The 16,666-nt window shown below is 62.9% G+C and carries 19 protein-coding genes and 1 pseudogene; 11 read left to right on the top strand and 9 right to left on the bottom strand.

Going from position 1 to position 16,666, the window contains the following annotated elements; all coding sequences use genetic code 11:
• Positions 1-102 precede the first annotated feature (102 nt).
• From NKJ26_RS19295 to hemF, 3 genes are all read right to left on the bottom strand, one after another.
• Complete coding sequence (locus NKJ26_RS19295; RefSeq protein WP_352696536.1) at positions 103-288, bottom strand: DUF1059 domain-containing protein; 186 nt, start codon at positions 286-288, stop codon at positions 103-105.
• A 259-nt stretch (positions 289-547) separates the two neighbouring features.
• Positions 548-811, bottom strand: coding sequence for a DUF1344 domain-containing protein (locus NKJ26_RS19290; RefSeq protein WP_352605176.1), 264 nt, complete (start codon positions 809-811; stop codon positions 548-550).
• 308 nt (positions 812-1,119) lie between these two features.
• A complete protein-coding gene (hemF, locus tag NKJ26_RS19285) occupies positions 1,120-2,034 on the bottom strand; it encodes an oxygen-dependent coproporphyrinogen oxidase (protein ID WP_352696535.1) in 915 nt (304 codons plus the stop codon).
• A 165-nt stretch (positions 2,035-2,199) separates the two neighbouring features.
• On the opposite strand from hemF, the gene NKJ26_RS19280 reads away from it, so the two are divergent.
• Positions 2,200-2,457, top strand: coding sequence for a hypothetical protein (locus NKJ26_RS19280; RefSeq protein ID WP_027024452.1), 258 nt, complete (start codon positions 2,200-2,202; stop codon positions 2,455-2,457).
• An 84-nt stretch (positions 2,458-2,541) separates the two neighbouring features.
• On the opposite strand, the gene soxR is transcribed toward NKJ26_RS19280, so the two are convergent.
• A complete protein-coding gene (soxR, locus tag NKJ26_RS19275; protein ID WP_352605180.1) occupies positions 2,542-3,021 on the bottom strand; it encodes a redox-sensitive transcriptional activator SoxR in 480 nt (159 codons plus the stop codon).
• 161 nt (positions 3,022-3,182) lie between these two features.
• On the bottom strand, positions 3,183-3,641 hold the full coding sequence (locus NKJ26_RS19270) for a tRNA (cytidine(34)-2'-O)-methyltransferase (RefSeq protein ID WP_352696534.1): 459 nt from the start codon (positions 3,639-3,641) through the stop codon (positions 3,183-3,185).
• A 473-nt stretch (positions 3,642-4,114) separates the two neighbouring features.
• On the opposite strand from NKJ26_RS19270, the gene NKJ26_RS19265 reads away from it, so the two are divergent.
• Genes NKJ26_RS19265 through NKJ26_RS19245 form a run of 5 tightly spaced genes read left to right on the top strand, consistent with a single transcriptional unit; the run spans position 4,115 to position 9,106 of the window.
• Positions 4,115-4,510, top strand: a complete 396-nt coding sequence (locus NKJ26_RS19265) for a hypothetical protein (protein WP_352605184.1) — start codon at positions 4,115-4,117, stop codon at positions 4,508-4,510.
• A gap of 30 nt (positions 4,511-4,540) precedes the next feature.
• Positions 4,541-6,427 carry an ABC transporter ATP-binding protein gene (locus NKJ26_RS19260; RefSeq protein WP_352605186.1) on the top strand — a complete coding sequence of 629 codons (1,887 nt, stop codon included), beginning with the start codon at positions 4,541-4,543 and terminating at the stop codon, positions 6,425-6,427.
• Positions 6,428-6,437: 10 nt separating this feature from the next.
• Entirely contained in the window at positions 6,438-8,321 is a 1,884-nt protein-coding gene (locus tag NKJ26_RS19255) for an ABC transporter ATP-binding protein (protein WP_352605301.1), read from the top strand.
• A 4-nt stretch (positions 8,322-8,325) separates the two neighbouring features.
• Positions 8,326-8,793 carry a GNAT family N-acetyltransferase gene (locus tag NKJ26_RS19250; protein WP_352605188.1) on the top strand — a complete coding sequence of 156 codons (468 nt, stop codon included), beginning with the start codon at positions 8,326-8,328 and terminating at the stop codon, positions 8,791-8,793.
• A 1-nt stretch (position 8,794) separates the two neighbouring features.
• A complete protein-coding gene (locus NKJ26_RS19245) occupies positions 8,795-9,106 on the top strand; it encodes a DUF6665 family protein (RefSeq protein ID WP_352605190.1) in 312 nt (103 codons plus the stop codon).
• An 11-nt stretch (positions 9,107-9,117) separates the two neighbouring features.
• Here the strand turns inward: NKJ26_RS19245 and NKJ26_RS19240 are convergent, their stop codons facing one another.
• Positions 9,118-9,978, bottom strand: coding sequence for an alpha/beta fold hydrolase (locus NKJ26_RS19240; protein WP_352696533.1), 861 nt, complete (start codon positions 9,976-9,978; stop codon positions 9,118-9,120).
• Positions 9,979-10,041: 63 nt separating this feature from the next.
• A pseudogene (locus NKJ26_RS19235) lies at positions 10,042-10,387 on the bottom strand (cupin domain-containing protein).
• Positions 10,388-10,700: 313 nt separating this feature from the next.
• Here NKJ26_RS19235 and petA point away from each other — a divergent pair.
• From petA to NKJ26_RS19210, 5 genes are all read left to right on the top strand, one after another.
• Entirely contained in the window at positions 10,701-11,261 is a 561-nt protein-coding gene (gene petA, locus NKJ26_RS19230; RefSeq protein WP_352696532.1) for a ubiquinol-cytochrome c reductase iron-sulfur subunit, read from the top strand.
• A 16-nt stretch (positions 11,262-11,277) separates the two neighbouring features.
• A complete protein-coding gene (locus tag NKJ26_RS19225) occupies positions 11,278-12,579 on the top strand; it encodes a cytochrome b (RefSeq protein WP_352696531.1) in 1,302 nt (433 codons plus the stop codon).
• Between the two features lie 27 nt (positions 12,580-12,606).
• Entirely contained in the window at positions 12,607-13,479 is an 873-nt protein-coding gene (locus NKJ26_RS19220) for a cytochrome c1 (protein ID WP_352696530.1), read from the top strand.
• A 184-nt stretch (positions 13,480-13,663) separates the two neighbouring features.
• Entirely contained in the window at positions 13,664-14,809 is a 1,146-nt protein-coding gene (locus tag NKJ26_RS19215) for an alpha-hydroxy acid oxidase (protein ID WP_352605199.1), read from the top strand.
• Between the two features lie 176 nt (positions 14,810-14,985).
• Positions 14,986-15,531, top strand: coding sequence for an adenine phosphoribosyltransferase (locus NKJ26_RS19210; RefSeq protein ID WP_352696529.1), 546 nt, complete (start codon positions 14,986-14,988; stop codon positions 15,529-15,531).
• Between the two features lie 168 nt (positions 15,532-15,699).
• Here NKJ26_RS19210 and NKJ26_RS19205 read toward each other — a convergent pair whose 3' ends face one another.
• The gene (locus NKJ26_RS19205; protein ID WP_352605203.1) at positions 15,700-16,170 is read right to left on the bottom strand and encodes a MaoC family dehydratase; all 471 of its coding nucleotides are present in this window, start codon (positions 16,168-16,170) and stop codon (positions 15,700-15,702) included.
• Positions 16,167-16,637, bottom strand: a complete 471-nt coding sequence (locus tag NKJ26_RS19200; protein ID WP_352696528.1) for a MaoC family dehydratase — start codon at positions 16,635-16,637, stop codon at positions 16,167-16,169. The genes NKJ26_RS19205 and NKJ26_RS19200 overlap by 4 nt, the downstream gene beginning before the upstream one ends.
• Positions 16,638-16,666: the final 29 nt, after the last annotated feature.

Here is a 16,666-nt window from a genome sequence, read left to right as displayed (position 1 = left end):
CGTCTAACCCGGCCCCCCCGCCCCCGGGTGCGTACCCCGCGCTTATTATTTTCCTTCTTAAAAAAATTTTTTGCCAGCCCCCCCGGCGCGCGGCGCAAATCTTTACCGCGCGTCGCGGGCCTTCTCGATGCGCGAGCGGATTGCCTCGATCATCGTCTCGCGGATGGTCGTCTCGCCGTGCGTCTCGCGCATGTGCTCGACGGCACGGCGCATCACTTCGGCTTCCTCCTCGGCACGGGTGTGCCAGTCACAGCCGGGAACGAGCGAGCCGCAGTGAAATTCCTTCATGGGGTTTCTCCTCTTCATCCGCGGAGCCAGGTCGAGGCTCCTTTTTCCTCCGTGGAGCCCGTCGGGGCTCCGGCACTTTCTTGGCTCATGGTCCGATCTCCACTGGGAAGCCGGATCGCGAGCGGGGCGAGCAGCATAACACAGATGGGGCGGCATCGGTTGCCGTCAACGGTAAAAAGGCGGAGCAGCGCTGCTCCGCCTTCTTCACGCTTACCCAACGCAGGACCAGACATCGCGTCGTCCTGCTCGGGCGATCAGGTCATCGCTTCACGATCTTGACTGCTTCGGCAACCTTGTTCTTGCCGCTCATGTCCCATGAGACCCTGACCTTTTCACCGGCCTTCAGGCCAGGATCCTTGAAGGTTTTGGGAAGCGTAAAGGAAGATCCGTTGTCGAGCACAAGGCTCATCGCGGCTGGGTCGAAGGTCTTGATGGTACCGGTGGTGTGCTTGACAGCGGCGAATGCCACCGAGCCGGATGCGAGAACGGCAGCCGCGGCGATCGAAACAATGATCTTGCGCATTGGGAGTACTCCTGGAAAGCGCGGGCATCCTTTTTCAATGGGGTGTCCCGCAGGTCCTGGGCCGTCCGGTCGCGTCGGGTCGCGGCTCGCTTTTCGAGGCAATTTCGAACGGAAAAACGTTGCACGCTTTTCCTGGAATTGCTCGAGCGAACCGCCGGCGCTTCCCGACCCGGCCCGACAGATAGGCCAGCCTTTTCAAACGCCTATTAGACGAAAAAGAAATCCTCGGAGGCGCCGCGCGCCACATTCCGCGCCCATTTCGGCCGAATGGGACATCAATGCGGCTTCACATCGCGCTCACCATTATTTTACGGCCAGCGAACCTCGGGCGGTAGGCTGGACAGGATCGACGCGACATTGCCGCCGGTCTTCAGCCCGAAGATGGTGCCGCGATCGTAAAGCAGGTTGAATTCGACATAGCGGCCGCGGCGGATGAGCTGTTCGTCGCGGTCGCTGTCGGTCCAGTTCTCGTTGAAGCTGGCGCGCACGAGGTGACCATAGACGACGAGGAATGCCCGTCCGACATCCTGGACGAAATTGAAATCGGCATTCCAGCCGCCTCTGTCCTCGCCTGAATGCAGCCAGTCGAAAAAGATGCCGCCGGTGCCGCGCGGCTCGTTGCGGTGCGGCAGATAGAAATACTCGTCGCACCAGGCCTTGTATTTCGGGTAATCGGCGACGCCGGCGTTCTTCTCGCAGGCGAACTGCATGGCCCGATGGAAGGCGATGGTATCGGGGTCGTCCTCGGTCCGGCGGCGGTCGAGCACCGGCGTCAGGTCAGCGCCGCCGCCGAACCACTGGCGCGAGGTGACGACCATGCGCGTGTTCATGTGCACCGCCGGAACGTTGGGGTTCCAGGGATGCGCGATCAGCGAAATGCCGGATGCCCAGAAGCGCGGGTCTTCCTCTGCGCCGGGCATCTGCTTCCTGAATTCGGGTGAGAACTCGCCATGGACGGTCGAAGTGTGGACGCCGACCTTCTCGAAGACGCGGCCGTGCATCATCGACATGGTGCCGCCGCCGCCCTTGCCTTGATCACGCTCCCAAGGCGTCTTGTCGAAACGGCCTGGCGACCACGAGGCCAGCGGGCCCTGGAGGTCCTGCTCGATCTGCTCGAAAGCGGCGCAGATGCGTTCGCGTAGCGCCTCGAACCACAGGCGCGCCTTCATCTTCTTCTGTTCGATGTCGGCGGGCAGGCCAGCCGGTATTTCAGGTCGTTCCAAGTGCCGTCTCCGGTTGCTGGCGGCGAGTCCCACAAATGACTCGTCTTTTGCCGGCGCGATCCCTAATCTCTTAAGGGCAAGGGTCAAGTCACTTTGGTTTTGCGCATGATCCTTTCCGAAACTCGGTTCCGATTTCGGGGTCATGCGCCTGCAAGGAGTTGTTTCGTGCGCACCCCGGCGCGACCGCCGCTGGACGGCCTCAAGAAAAGGCTCGACCAAAGCCGGGCCGAGCGCTCGCGCATGCCGCGCGACGGTTTCCTGCGCGAGACCTTCGTCCTGCCGCGCTCCGATGCGCGCCTGAAAGCCAAGGAATGGTTTGAGCGATTCCCGAAGCAAGCCTATTGGACCGAGATCGAAAGCTGGTTCGAGCGGCCGGGCGATTTGATCGAGTTCACCATCAGGCGGTTGCCGGCAGCGGACTAGGTTTTCTCGCCCCGTTTACCGGGAGAGAATGCCGGCAGGCAGGTGCAAGGGGCAGCGCGAACATTTCGATGCCGGCGCAGCCCCTCATCCGCCTTCGGCACCTTCTCCCCGTGAACGGGGAGAAGGAAGAACAAGCCTCCGCGCGCCCGTTCCTTCGCTTGCCAGCCTGTCATCCTTGTTGCGCAGCGGGCATTTGTCGATCGACATGCAGCCGCAGCCGATGCAGTCGGTCAGCCCGTCGCGCAGTTTCTTCAACCGGGCGATCTTGTGATCGAGCTCGTCGCGCCAGGCGGTCGAAAGCAGGCTCCAGTCGTCGCGCGTCGGCGTGCGGCCCTCGGGCAGGGATGCCAATGCTTCGCCGATCTCGGCCAGCGAGATGCCGACCTCCTGCGCGACCTTGATGATCGCCACCCGCCTCAGCACGTCGCGGCCGTAACGGCGCTGGTTGCCCGACGTGCGGTGGCTGCGGATCAGCCCGCGCGCTTCGTAGAAATGCAACGCCGACACCGCGACGCCGCTGCGCATGGCCACCTGGCCGACCGTCAATTCCGTTACGCGAACCATTTCTCACTTTTCCGCTTGACCTCAAGTTGAGTTGAGCTTGTAGCCAAGAAGTGTCGATTGGGCAAATGCAGGAGAAGGCGATGTGCGCCTGGGTGAGAATGGCCGGTGAAACCGCTGTCGTCGGCGGCGGCAAGAACGATGTTGTCGATGGCCCGCGGATCCTAGCCGAGCTGGCGGATGGCTTCGCCCGCCACCATGGCGACGGAGAGCGCGACATTGATGCTGCGCGCGGCACCTTGCATGGGGATGGTCAGCCGCGCATCCGCCGTCTGATGGACAGAATCCGGCACGCCTGCGGATTCGCGGCCGAACAGGAGTATGTCGCCACCGGCGAAGGTGAAGCTCGTATAGGCGGTCGCGGCTTTGGTCGACAGCAGCACCAGCCGGCGCGTCCCAGTCTTGCGCCAATCCTCGAAGGCGTTCCAGTCGACATGGCGGGTCAGCGCGGCCATTTCGAGGTAATCCATGCCCGCTCGCCTGAGCGCTTTGTCGGAGAGCGGAAAGCCGGCCGGCTCGATGATGTCGACGCCAAGGCCGAGGCAGGCTGCGAAGCGCAGGATTGTGCCGGTATTGCCGGCGATGTCAGGCTGGTAGAGCGCGATGCGGAGACAAGAGTTCATTTCCGCCTTCTAATAAGTGGCAGATCGGCCACAGCGGCCTCGCCGTTTTGGAAATTCCCGGGCCTGCGGGTGGCCATTTTTTGCGAAGTCAGGTATATTCCGGCCATTGTCAACCCGAACCGATGGAGGGGGAATTCATGATGACCATGCACATCCAGCGCCCCTCTTGGGGCCTTGCGCGCTCCATGGCGGTTTCGGTACGACGATTGTCCTGACTCTCTAAGACTTGATCGCACCGATTCCCGCCGAAACGTTTTTTCGGCTCTCGAAGGAATCCTGCGATGTTTTTCAAAAAGTCAAAAGGGCTGAACGCCCCGCCTGAACGTGTCCGGACCGATGCTCGCCATCGTGTGCAGACCGAAGCGTATCGTCGTTTCTCGACCGACACCGACGCAATCCGTGCCTCCGGCCGAATGCCGGCGGACGATGTTGCCTCGCCTTTTCATCTTTATTTTCATACGGAGGATGGACCGTTGTTCGATCCCTACAGAATACCTGGCTCAAGGAGCCTGCATATTCACCGGCTGCCGACCTGGGCGCTGCTGATCGGCGAAACCTATTCGTCGGCGGTTCATGCCGAAGTTCGCCGCCGGCCGCATCGCGGCATGCTGCCGGACGTCGATTTCTCGCGCGCGGTTCCGGACCCCGGCCGGCCGTCGCTGGTGCGCCGGATCGTCCGGCTGATCCGGCCGGCCCGGAAGAACCGGGCTGGCGGCAACGTGCCGTCAGGATCGACGAACGCGCCTGTCGGCGAAAAGCCCGCGAACCCCTATATTGCGCGAAGCAGGGCCGACGGTCCGGATGATTCCGGGCCGTCGGCCCTCGGCGCCGTGCAGTCCGGGGACTTCGTACGTCGCCAAGCCGCGTGAGCGGAAAAACAGATTTTGTGAGCACGACCTATGTTGTTGTTTAGCTGGTTTGAGAGAAAGCTCGATCCGTTCCCCGCAGCGGAACCGGTCGAGCCGCCCAGGACGCTTGTCGCCTTCTGCCTGCATTACACCCGTGGTGCGTGGCCCTACATCCTTGTCGACGCGGTGCTGGTGACGGCCATCGCCATCGCGGAAGTGTGGATGTTCGGCTTCCTCGGCCGCATCGTCGACTGGCTGTCGGGACAGAATCGCGAAACCTTCCTGCAGACGGAAGCCTGGAAGCTCGCCGGCATGGCTTTCATCGTGCTGTTCGCGCTGCCCGGCACGGTATGGCTTCATTCGCTGCTCAACCAGCAGACGCTGATGGGCAACTATCCCATGCGCATCCGCTGGCAGGTGCATCGCTACCTGCTCAAACAATCGATGAGCTTCTATCAGGACGAATTCGCCGGCCGCATCGCCACCAAGCTGATGCAGACGGCGCTCGCCGTGCGCGAATGCGTCATCAAGGTGATCGACGTCCTGAACTACGTCATCGTCTATTTCCTCGGCATGCTGTTCATCGTCGGTTCTGCTGACTGGCGGCTGGCGGCTCCGCTCGGCGTCTGGCTGATCGGTTACATCCTCTTACTGCGGTATTTCATTCCTCGGCTCGGCAAGGTCGGCGAGGAGCAGGCCAATGCGCGCTCGACCATGACCGGCCGCGTCGTCGACAGCTACACCAACATCCAGACGGTCAAGCTGTTCAGCCATGGGCGCCGCGAGGCCTCCTTTGCCAAGGAGGGCATGGCCGGCTTCCTCGACACGGTCTACCGGTCGATGCGGCTGGTGACCGTGCTTTTCGGCTCGCTCTACATACTGAACGCGCTGCTGCTGTTCTCGGTCACGGCAATGTCGCTGTGGCTTTGGCTCGGGCAAGCGGTGTCGATCGGCGCGGTTGCCGTGGTCATCGGCCTGGTGCTCAGGATGTGGGGCATGTCGCAATGGATCATGTGGGAAATGTCCGGCCTGTTCGAGAACATCGGCACGGTGCAGGACGGCATCGCCTCGATCTCGCTGCCGCGCCTGGTCGAGGACAGGCCTGAGGCCAAGGACATCGCCGTTTCCCGGGGTGAGATCCGCTTCGAGGATATCCGCTTCCATTATGGCAAGCAGAAAGGCGTGATCGAGGGCCTGTCGCTGGCGGTGAAGCCGGGCGAGAAGGTCGGCATCGTCGGCCGCTCTGGCGCCGGCAAGTCGACGCTGGTCAACCTGCTGTTGCGCTTCTATGACCTCGAAGCAGGGCGGATCCTGATCGATGGCCAGGAGATCGCGGCGGTGAAGCAGGATTCGCTGCGCGCCCAGATCGGCATGGTCACGCAGGATACCTCGCTGCTGCATCGTTCGGTGCGCGACAACATTCTCTATGGCCGGCCCGATGCCAGCGACGAGATGCTTGTCGAGGCGGCACGGCGCGCCGAGGCGCTGGACTTCATCGGCGCGCTTTCGGACCACAGCGGCCGCAAGGGATTCGACGCTCATGTCGGCGATCGCGGCGTCAAATTGTCCGGCGGCCAACGGCAACGCATCGCCATTGCCCGCGTTATGCTGAAGGACGCGCCGATCCTCATTCTCGACGAGGCGACGTCCGCGCTCGATTCCGAAGCCGAGGCGGCCATCCAGGAGAACCTCTACAAGCTCATGCAAGGCAAGACCGTCATCGCCATTGCGCACCGGCTGTCGACCATCGCGGCGATGGACAGGCTGGTGGTGATGGACAAGGGCCGCGTCATAGAGGAAGGCTCGCACGAGGAACTCGTCGCCAAGGGCGGGCTCTACGCGCAGCTGTGGCAACGCCAGTCGGGCGGCTTCCTGCTCGACGACGGCCCGGTCGAGGCGGCCAATGATCCACTCGCAAAGGGGCAAGCCGCAGAATGATGGCCGCCGCATGATGACAGCCATCTATCGCTGGTTCGAGAATTGGGTCTACCCATTCAGGGAGCCGGCGAGCCTTCGGCCACCGTCAAGCGTGGGCGGCTTTCTGTGGCACTATGTCGGCCAGGCGAAGTTCGCCTTCTTCGCCATGCTGGTCATCGGCGGCATCGCGCCGCTGGTCGAGGCCGGCCTGTTCTATTTCGTCGGGCGGCTGGTCGACATTCTCGACCAGCTTCCCGGCGAACGCAGCTGGCACGCGCTGTGGACCGCCGCCGGACCCGAGCTTGTCTTCATGATGGCGGTGGTGCTGGTCATCCGCACGATCGTCGTCGGGCTGTCGGCGCTGGTCGACGAGCAGACGATCACGCCGGGCTTCTACAATCTGGTGCGCTGGCAGGCGCACCGGCATGTGTCGCGCCAATCCTACGCCTTCTTCCAGAACGATTTCGCCGGCCGTATCGCGACAAAAGTCTGGCAGGCGGGGCAAGCTACCGGCGACCTGATGGAAAGCTTCATCGAGGTCGTCTGGTTCATGATCGTCTATACGGTGACGACCCTGGCGCTGGTCGCCGGGCTGGACCTCAGGCTGGCGGTGCTGGTGGTGATCTGGATTTCGGCCTTCGGCTTTCTGGCAAAGCTCTATCTGCCGGCAATCCGCAAGCATGCCGAGGAAACCGCCGAGGCCGGCTCGATGATCACCGGCCGCATCGTTGATTCCTACTCCAACGTGCAGACGCTGAAACTGTTCTCGGCCGATGGCGACGACCGCTACATCAGGAACGGCTTCGATATCTATCTCGATGCGCTGCGGCCCTTCACCCGCCGGCTGACCGGCGTGCGCATGGCGCTGACGACGCTGTCGGGCATCATGATCACGGCGATCGGCTGTTTTGCCGTCTATCTCTGGGTCGAAGGCTCGATCACGGTCGGCGCGGTCGCCTTTACGCTGTCGCTGGTGCTGCGGCTCAACATGCTGCTCGGCCGGCTGATGATGCAGCTCAACAGCATATTACGGAACCTCGGCGTGCTGGAGAATTCCAAGGCGCTGATTTCGCAGCCGCTCGGCCTCACCGACGCGCCCAATGCGAAGGAACTGGTCGTGACCGGCGGCCGTATCCATGTCCGGAATGTCGAGTTCCATTACGGCAAGGGGTTCGGCGTGCTCAACGGCATCGACCTCGTCGTGCGGCCGGGCGAGAAGGTCGGGCTGGTCGGACCGTCCGGCGCCGGCAAGACGACGCTCGCCAATCTGATCCTGCGTCTCTACGATCTGGAAGACGGGTCCATCACCATCGATGGCCAGGACGTTTCCCAGGTGACGCAGAATTCGCTGCGCGCCAATATCGGCGTCGTCAGCCAGGACACCGCACTGTTCCACCGTTCGCTGCGCGATAACATCAAGCTCGGCATGCCTGATGCGACCGACGCCGAGGTGATGGCGGCGGCGAGGAAGGCCGAGGCGCACGAGTTCATCCTGACCTTGCGCGACAACAGGGACCGGGCCGGCTACGAGGCTTTTGTCGGCGAGCGCGGCGTCAAGCTTTCGGGCGGTCAGCGCCAGCGCGTGGCGATCGCCCGCGTCTTTCTCAAGGACGCGCCGATCCTGATCCTCGACGAAGCGACCTCGGCGCTCGATTCCGACATCGAGGCGGCGATCCAGGAAAATCTGACGCGTCTGATGGAGAACAAGACGGTCATCGCCATCGCGCACCGGCTGTCGACGATCGCGGCGCTCGACCGGCTGGTTGTGCTGGACGGCGGCCGCATCGTCGAACAAGGCACGCATGACGAGTTGGTGGCGCTCGACGGACTCTACGCGCGGCTGTGGAAACGGCAGTCCGGCGGCTTCCTCTATCATGAGGAAAGCGTGCTCGAAGAGACGCGGCCGGCAGAGTAGGGGCATGGCTGGATCGGAGGAGAGCAATTATGTGCTCAAGCGTTTGCGGCCGACAATTCCGGCCTTCGACGCGCTGAAGGAAGAGAGCCGGCTGGAAGGCTACTGGATGCTGGTGCGCCTGGCGGATGGCTGGGTGAGCGGCCGCAACAAATTCCTGAAACGCGGCGAGGCGCTTTACGGAGCACAGTATGGCCGGGACCTCGCCGGCGTATGCGGGCTGAACATCGATCCCTACTTCGAAGGCAGGGAGCATGGCCGGGTCCGGCACCTGTTCGTCAGTGCGCGTCATCGCCGCAACGGCCTTGGCCGGATGCTGGTCGAGACCGTGATCGACAGGGCCCGCCACCATTTTGCCGTGCTCAACACCCGCGCGCCGCGGGAAGCCTTCCTCTTTTATGAACGGCTTGGCTTCCAGCCGGTGTTGGGCGAAGAATTCGTCACGCATCGCATGGTTTTTGGGAAAGGGAGCTGAAATGTCTCTGCGACCTCCATCCGGCTTGACTGCTGCTACCGCCGCCCAAGCCGCCTTCGACGCACTCGGCCATGAAATCCTCGCCGAGAAGGCGGCAGCCCTGGGTCGCGCCGGCCGGCAAGTCGAGGAAACGCTGGCCCGGCTGCACGACAATGCCGACGAGGCGTTGCGTCCCCGGCTTCTCAAGGAAGCCGCGAAAGCAGTGCACGCCTATTTCATCCAGCGCGAATTGTGCGGCCTTCGTAAGCATGATGCCGTCATCCGCGAATATAATATTCCCAAGGCAGTGCTGGTCAGGCTCGGCGCCATGTAGACGGGAGGCGGTCAGCCTGGCGGGCTGATTTGCCTGTGGAACCTGGCGAGGCGCATGGCGAGAGCTTCGGGGTTCTCGTCGGCGACGAAATGGCCGCTGTCGGCAATGATGTCGCCCTCGACATTCGCCAGTCCGGCTGCTCTCAAGCCATCGACATACTCGCCGATATCGCCCGGTTCCGCCGATCCCCTGAGATACAGCACCGGAACCGCGATCGGTTTGGCGGGCGCAACAGCATTGGCCTTGGCGTCTTCAGGGAAGGCGCGATACCAATCGAATCCAGCCTGGAGGCTTTCCGGCCGGAAATAGGCTTTCGCGTAGACGTCCCTGGCCTCGGTGGAGATCGATGCTCGTTGCTTCGAAAGCACATTGAAGAAGAAGTCGAAATAGGCGTGCTGGTGCCCACTCACCAGCGTCTCCGGAAGTGCTGGAACGGCATGGAACGCGAAATGCCAGATCTGCGGGTTGCGGATGACGTTTTCCCAAGGCGCCACACCGGGGATGGCGACATCCATGATCGCCGCTCCCGAAAGAATTTCCGGATGGTCGCGCAGAAGGGCGAATACGATCTGGCCGCCGATATCGTGGCCGGCGGCCACGAGTTGCCGCAACCCGCAAGCCTCGGCAACGCCTCTCATCAGCCTGGCCAGCGTTCTCTTGTCGCTGGCCCTGGGCACACCTTGCGAGTCGCCGATGGCGGGCAAGTCCGGGGCGACGACATGGTGGTCGCGAGCCAGCCGGCCGATCACCTGTTCGAACGCGTAAGAGCTTTGCGGCCATCCGTGCAGCAGAAGGAAGGCAGGTGCTTCGACCGGGCCTGCCTCGCGGATCGCAATGCTCAGCCCTTCGGTTTCGATATAGGAGATTTGCATGTGCTGGTCCTGCCGGCTGCCTGTTGGCATAAATCTAGGCGGCAATCGGGAAATCGACAGGGATCATTCCAGCCATTCGGTGATGAAGGTACCGTTCTCGTGGATATCGGTCGTTTCCAGCGGACCCGGGCCGAGATTGGTGAATTTGTGCGGCGTGTGGGGTGGCACGATGACGATCTGGCCGGCGGAGGCCTCGATCTCCTCATCGCCGACCGTGAACAGGCCGGTGCCCTGGCGGACGATGAATATCTCGGCGTAGGGATGGGAATGCAGACGCGGTCCGCCGCCGGTCTCCGGCAGGATAGTTGAAGATCAGGCAGGAGTTGGAGCCGTAGCGGGCGCATTGCAACTCGCCCTTCCAGCGGTCGGGGCGAACAGCCCATTCCTCGCGGTCTATGACGTGCGCCATGGGTGCAGGATAGACCACCCCGGGGCCAAGTGTCGAGGCGGAGCCGGACGCCGGATTCGCCACTGTTTCCCGGCTGTTTGGCGGTGTTTCACGGTCATTCGCCGTCTTGTCGCGCGGAGGCGGATTTCGCCCCCGCGACAATCTGCCCTTGTGCCTTCACCCGTCTGGACAAAAACGGACTTCACGCATAAACCGAAGCCCAAATGCCGGAGGAATTCGCTAGCCTGTTCGCCATGCGCTGTCGGGTTGGCGTGATTGAGCGGGGAACAAGGCTCGGCCACCGGCACGGAAGAGGCGAAAGGATCAGGCACCCGTGAGCGCAACCGACATCCAGGATCCCAACCGTCGAGATTTTCTCTACGTCGCCACCGGCATGGCCGCCGTGGTCGGCGCGGGCGCTGTCGCCTGGCCATTCATCGACCAGATGCGCCCCGATGCCTCGACGCTGGCGCTCGCCTCGGTGGAGGTCGACGTCTCCTCGCTGACGCCGGGCATGTCGCTGATCGTCAAGTGGCGCGGCAAGCCGGTCGTGGTGCGCAACCGCACCGAACAGGAGATGAAGGACGGCGAGGCCGTCAATCTCGCCGATCTCAAGGATCCGATCGCCCGCAACGCCAACCTGCCGGCCGACGCGCCCGCGACCGACGCCAACCGCACCACGCCCGGCAAGGAAGCCTGGATGGTGATGGTTCAGGTGTGCACGCATCTGGGCTGCATTCCGCTTGGCCAGGAAGGCGATTTCGGCGGCTGGTTCTGCCCGTGCCACGGTTCGCAATACGACACCGCCGGCCGCATCCGCAAAGGCCCGGCGCCCGAGAACATGGCTGTGCCGGTATTCAAGTTCGTTTCCGATACCAAGATCCTTATCGGTTGAGGCAGGGGATATTTCGATGAGCGAGGGACACTCGACCTATACGCCCAAGACCGGTATCGAGCGCTGGTTCGATGCGCGCATGCCGCTGCCGCGGCTGATTTATGACAGCTTCGTCGCCTATCCGGTGCCGCGCAATCTCAACTACGCCTGGACCTTCGGCGGCATCCTGTCGATCATGCTGGTGGCGCAGATCTTGACCGGCATCGTGCTGGCCATGCACTACACGGCCGACACCAATCTCGCCTTTGGCTCCGTCGAAAAGATCATGCGCGACGTGAATTCGGGCTGGCTGCTGCGCTACATGCATTCCAACGGCGCTTCGTTCTTCTTCGTCGCCGTCTATATCCACATCTTCCGCGGCCTTTATTACGGCTCCTACAAGGCGCCGCGCGAGCTGCTTTGGATCCTCGGCTGCATCATCTATCTGCTGATGATGGCGACCGGCTTCATGGGCTACGTGCTGCCCTGGGGGCAGATGAGCTTCTGGGGCGCCACCGTCATTACCGGCTTCTTCAGCGCCATTCCATTGGTCGGCGACTGGATCCAGCAGCTGCTGCTCGGCGGTTTCGCCGTCGACAATCCGACGCTCAACCGCTTCTTTGCGCTGCATAACCTCCTGCCGTTCATGATTGCCGGCGTCGTCGTGCTGCACGTCTGGGCGCTGCATGTGGTGGGCCAGTCGAACCCGACCGGCATCGAGGTCAAGTCGAAGACCGACACCGTCGCCTTCACACCTTACGCGACCATCAAGGACGCGTTCGGCATGATCGTGTTCCTGTTCTTCTTCGCCTATTTCGTGTTCTACCTGCCGAACTATCTCGGCCACCCGGACAATTACACGGTCGCCAACCCGTTGAAGACCCCGGCCCACATCGTGCCTGAATGGTACTTCCTGCCGTTCTACGCGATCCTGCGCGCCATCACCTTCAACATCGGGCCGATCAACTCCAAGCTCGGCGGCGTGCTGTGCATGTTCGGCGCCATCGCCATGTTGTTCCTGGTGCCGTGGCTCGACACTTCCAAGGTGCGCTCGGCGGTCTACCGGCCCTGGTACAAGTTGTTCTTCTGGCTGTTCGTGATCGATGCCATCCTGCTCGGCTGGCTGGGCTCGCAGCCGGCGGAAGGCAGCTATGTTTTCATGGCGCAGATGGCGACGCTGTTCTACTTCGTCTTCTTCCTGGTCGTCCTGCCGGTGCTCGGCCTGATCGAGACACCGCGGAGGATGCCGAACTCGATCACCGAGGCGGTGCTCGAAAAGAACAAGGGCGGCAGCGGACATCTGGCGAGCGCCACGGCCGCGCCTCAGGTCAAGGGCTGAGCGGTAGAGAATCTAAGGGGATTTGGCATGAAGAAGATTCTCACCTCGCTGGCGCTGGTCGGCCTTGTGGCCGCCGGCACCGGGGCTGCAAGCACTTGGGCGATCGCAGCCGAAGAGGCGCACAACGCGGCCGCTCCGACGCATTTCCCGATCGATGAGCCGAAGGAAATGGACTGGAGCTTCACCGGCCCGTTCGGCACCTACGACAAGGCGCAGCTGCAGCGCGGCCTCAAAGTCTACAAGGAAGTCTGCTCGGCCTGCCATTCGATGAACCTGGTGGCGTTCCGCACGCTTTCGGACCTCGGCTATTCCGACGCGCAGATCAAGACGCTGTCGGCCGAATACACCATCCATGACGGCCCCAACGATGCCGGCGACATGTTCGACCGTCCCGGCAAGCCGTCCGACCATTTCCCGGCGCCGTTCGCCAATGAGGAAGCCGCCGCTGCTTCCAATGGCGGCGCTGCTCCGCCCGATATGTCGCTGCTGGCCAAGGCGCGCGGCGTCGAACGCGGCTTTCCGCAGTTCGTCTTCGACATCTTCACCCAGTATGATGCGGGCGGCCCCGACTACATCCATTCGCTCCTGACCGGCTATGACCAGACGCCGCCGGCCGGAATGGTCATCCCGGAAGGCACCCACTACAACCCGTACTTCATGTCCGGCGTGTCGTTGAAGATGCCCAAGCCGCTCTCCGACGGCCAGGTCACCTATGACGACGGCGCGCCGCAGACCGTCGACCAGTACTCCCGCGACGTGTCGGCGTTCCTGGCGTGGGCGGCCGAGCCGCACATGGAAGCGCGCAAGAAAACCGGCTTCCGCGTACTGGTGTTCCTGCTTCTGTTCGGCGCGCTGGTCTATCTTACCAAGCGCAAGGTGTGGGAAGGCGTGGCGCACTAAGCCGCACCAGCTGGAGATCAAGAAAGGGCGCCCACGAGGCGCCCTTCCTGCTTGCCGACGGGACTCGCATGAGGCGGCCGCTTTCTGGTCGAACAAGCTGGTTGGGAGCGCGGCAGGCGATCGCTATTCGACGCTCGAAAGGCGGCGAAACGTTTATCGCCGATAGGGCGTTTGGAGTGCCATGATGCGGCTCAGCGACTGTCACAATTTTTCCGATTTCCGCCGGATGGCGCAGCAAAGATTGCCGGGGCCGATCTTCAACTATATCGACGGCGCGGCCGACGACGAGGTCACCTATCGCCGTAACACCGAAAGTTTCGAGAGCTGCGACCTCGTCCCCAATGTGCTGCGCGGGGTGAGCGAGATCGACATGTCGGTGACGGTGATGGGCCAGAAGCTGGCCATGCCGTTCTATTGCTCGCCGACCGCCTTGCAGCGGCTGTTCCACCATCAGGGCGAGCGCGCGGTGGCCAAGGCCGCCGCCAAATACGGCACGATGTTCGGCGTCTCCTCACTTGGCACCGTCAGCCTCGAGGAGGCGCGCGGGATCAGCAGCAGCCCGCAGGTCTACCAGTTCTATTTCCATAAGGATCGCGGCCTGAACCGCGCGATGATGCAACGGGCAAAGCAGGTGGGCGTCGAGGTGATGATGCTGACCGTGGACAGCATCACCGGCGGGAACCGCGAACGCGACAAGCGCACCGGCTTCGCCATTCCCTTCAAGCTCAACCTCGCGGGAATGGCCCAGTTCGCGCTGAAGCCCGCCTGGGCGATCAACTATTTCACCCACGAGGGATTCAAGCTGCCGCAGCTCGACGAACATGTCGACATGGGCGGCGGCACGATGTCGATCAGCCGCTACTTTACCGAGATGCTCGACCCTTCGATGACGTGGGACGACGTCGCAGAGATGGTCAGGCTGTGGTCGGGTCCGTTCTGTCTCAAGGGCATCATGTCGGTGGAGGACGCCAGGCGGGCCGTCGACATCGGCTGCAGCGGCATCGTGCTGTCGAACCATGGCGGCCGGCAGCTGGATGGCTCACGGGCGGCATTCGATCAGCTTGCTGAAGTCGTCGATGCCGTCGGGGACCGGATCGACGTGATCATGGATGGCGGCGTGCAGCGCGGAACGCATGTGTTGAAGGCACTGTCGCTCGGCGCCAAGGCGGTCGGTGTCGGCCGCTACTATCTGTTTCCGCTGGCGGCGGCCGGCCAGCCGGGCGTCGAACGGGCGCTCGAGCAGATGCGTGCCGAAATCGAGCGCGGCATGAAGCTGATGGGCTGCAGCTCGATCGGACAATTGTCGCGCGCCAATCTCCGCTTCAGGTAGCCGGCGGCAAGGGCGATCCGTTCGAACGCGGAAGGCTGCCGCGCCGGCAAAACCCAATCCTTTGCCGGATGCGCTTGTCTCGGCCGCCACATCGCGCTAGCCGTTGCCGGTAGCGCCGGGTTACGATCGCTCCCTGCGCCGTTTCGCCTGTCAGCTGGATCATCCGGAGCCGCCTCATGAAGCCTTCGCTCGAAGACACGCTGCTGGCCGCGATCCGCACCATTCCGGACTACCCCAGGCCTGGCATCCTGTTTCGCGACATCACCACGCTGCTTGGCAATGCGCGCGCCTTCCGCCGCGCCATCGACGAGCTGGTGCATCCCTATGCCGGCCAGAAGGTAGACAAGATCGCCGGCATCGAGGCGCGTGGCTTCATCCTCGGCGGCGCCATCGCCCATCAGCTCTCGGCGGGTTTCGTGCCGATCCGCAAGAAGGGCAAGCTGCCCTACGATACGGTGCGCGTCGCCTATAGCCTGGAATATGGGCTGGACGAGATGGAGATGCACAAGGACGGCGTTTCGCCGGGCGAGAAGGTGATCCTGGTCGACGATTTGATCGCCACCGGCGGTACCGCGGAGGCGGCGGTCAAGCTCTTGCGCCAGATCGGCGCCGACATCCTCGCCGCCTGCTTCGTCATCGACCTGCCGGATCTCGGCGGCCGCGAGAAGCTCGAGGCGCTCGACGTACCGGTTCGGACGCTGATCGGATTCGAAGGGCATTGACCGGTTTGCCCGAAGGCAAATTAAAACATCCGATAGACTTTCAAAGGTCCCGAGCGCCGGAGCGATGCGATAGCGAAGGACAGGGAAGCGGCGCGAATCCCCGGTCGGTGCCGTCCCCTCAGCCGCCTTTCGGGCACCTTCTCTGCGTAAACGTGGAGAAGGAAGAAACTACTCTACCTTCACCAGCACGGCGCTCTCGAACTCCAGCACCTTGTCGCCGGTCGAATCGAAAGCCTCCGAACGCAGCGACAGCAGCCGCCAGCCGGGGCGTGATGAGATCGGGCGGTGGGAAAGGGCCGTGCGCGTGAAGGTGACGACTTCGCCGGCATAGACCGGCTTCAGCCATTTCAGGTTCTTGAAACCGGGCGAGGGGCCGAATTCCGGCACCGGGCCGGGGCCGTTCCACTCAGCCCCGCCGCCGTCCATGCCACTTTGCAGATTGAGTTTCATCCAGGTGGCGGCGGTGTGCCAGCCGGACGCGCAAAGCCCGCCGAGCACGCTCTTCCTGGCGGCTTCCTCATCGATGTGGAATATCTGTGGATCGTATTTGCGGGCAAACGCCTTGATCGCCTCGGGTTCGAATCTGTGCGAGCCGAGCGTGACAGTGGTGCCGATGCGGAAGAACTCGTCCAATGTCATGCTGGGCTCTCCGCGGCGCCGCGCGTGAGGAACATGGCGGAATTCTCGAGCTCGAAGACGCTTTCGCCGTGCTGGTTGACCAGCTCGCTGCGCATGGTCACGAAGCCGAGTTGCGGCTTCGATTTGGACAGGCGTTTGGCCAGAACAACCAGGCTTCCCTTCAGCGTATCGCCGGCCAGGACCGGCTTCTTCCATTTGACCTGATCGACGCCGGGCGCGCCCTGGCAGGTGGAGTCCAGCAGGAAGGCATCGCACAGCAGGCGCATGAACATCGCGCAAGTATGCCAGCCGGAAGCCGAGAGGCCGCCCAGGATGCTGGCCTTGCCGGCCTCTTCGTCGAGATGCATCGGCTGCGCATCGAATTCGCTGGCAAATTCGATGATCTCGGCGGCGCTTACCTGCTTGGTGCCGAGGTCGAACGAGGCACCCTCGACGAAGTCCTCATAGGCCCAGGTTTTTGCGGTCATGTCTGAAATCCGGCTCAGGAACCTTCGAT

The organism is Mesorhizobium sp. M0152 (assembly GCF_040322415.1).
Classification (GTDB): Bacteria; Pseudomonadota; Alphaproteobacteria; order Rhizobiales; family Rhizobiaceae; genus Mesorhizobium.
Note: the sequence above shows the minus strand (reverse complement) of the source record. Positions and strands in the feature narration are given on the sequence as shown.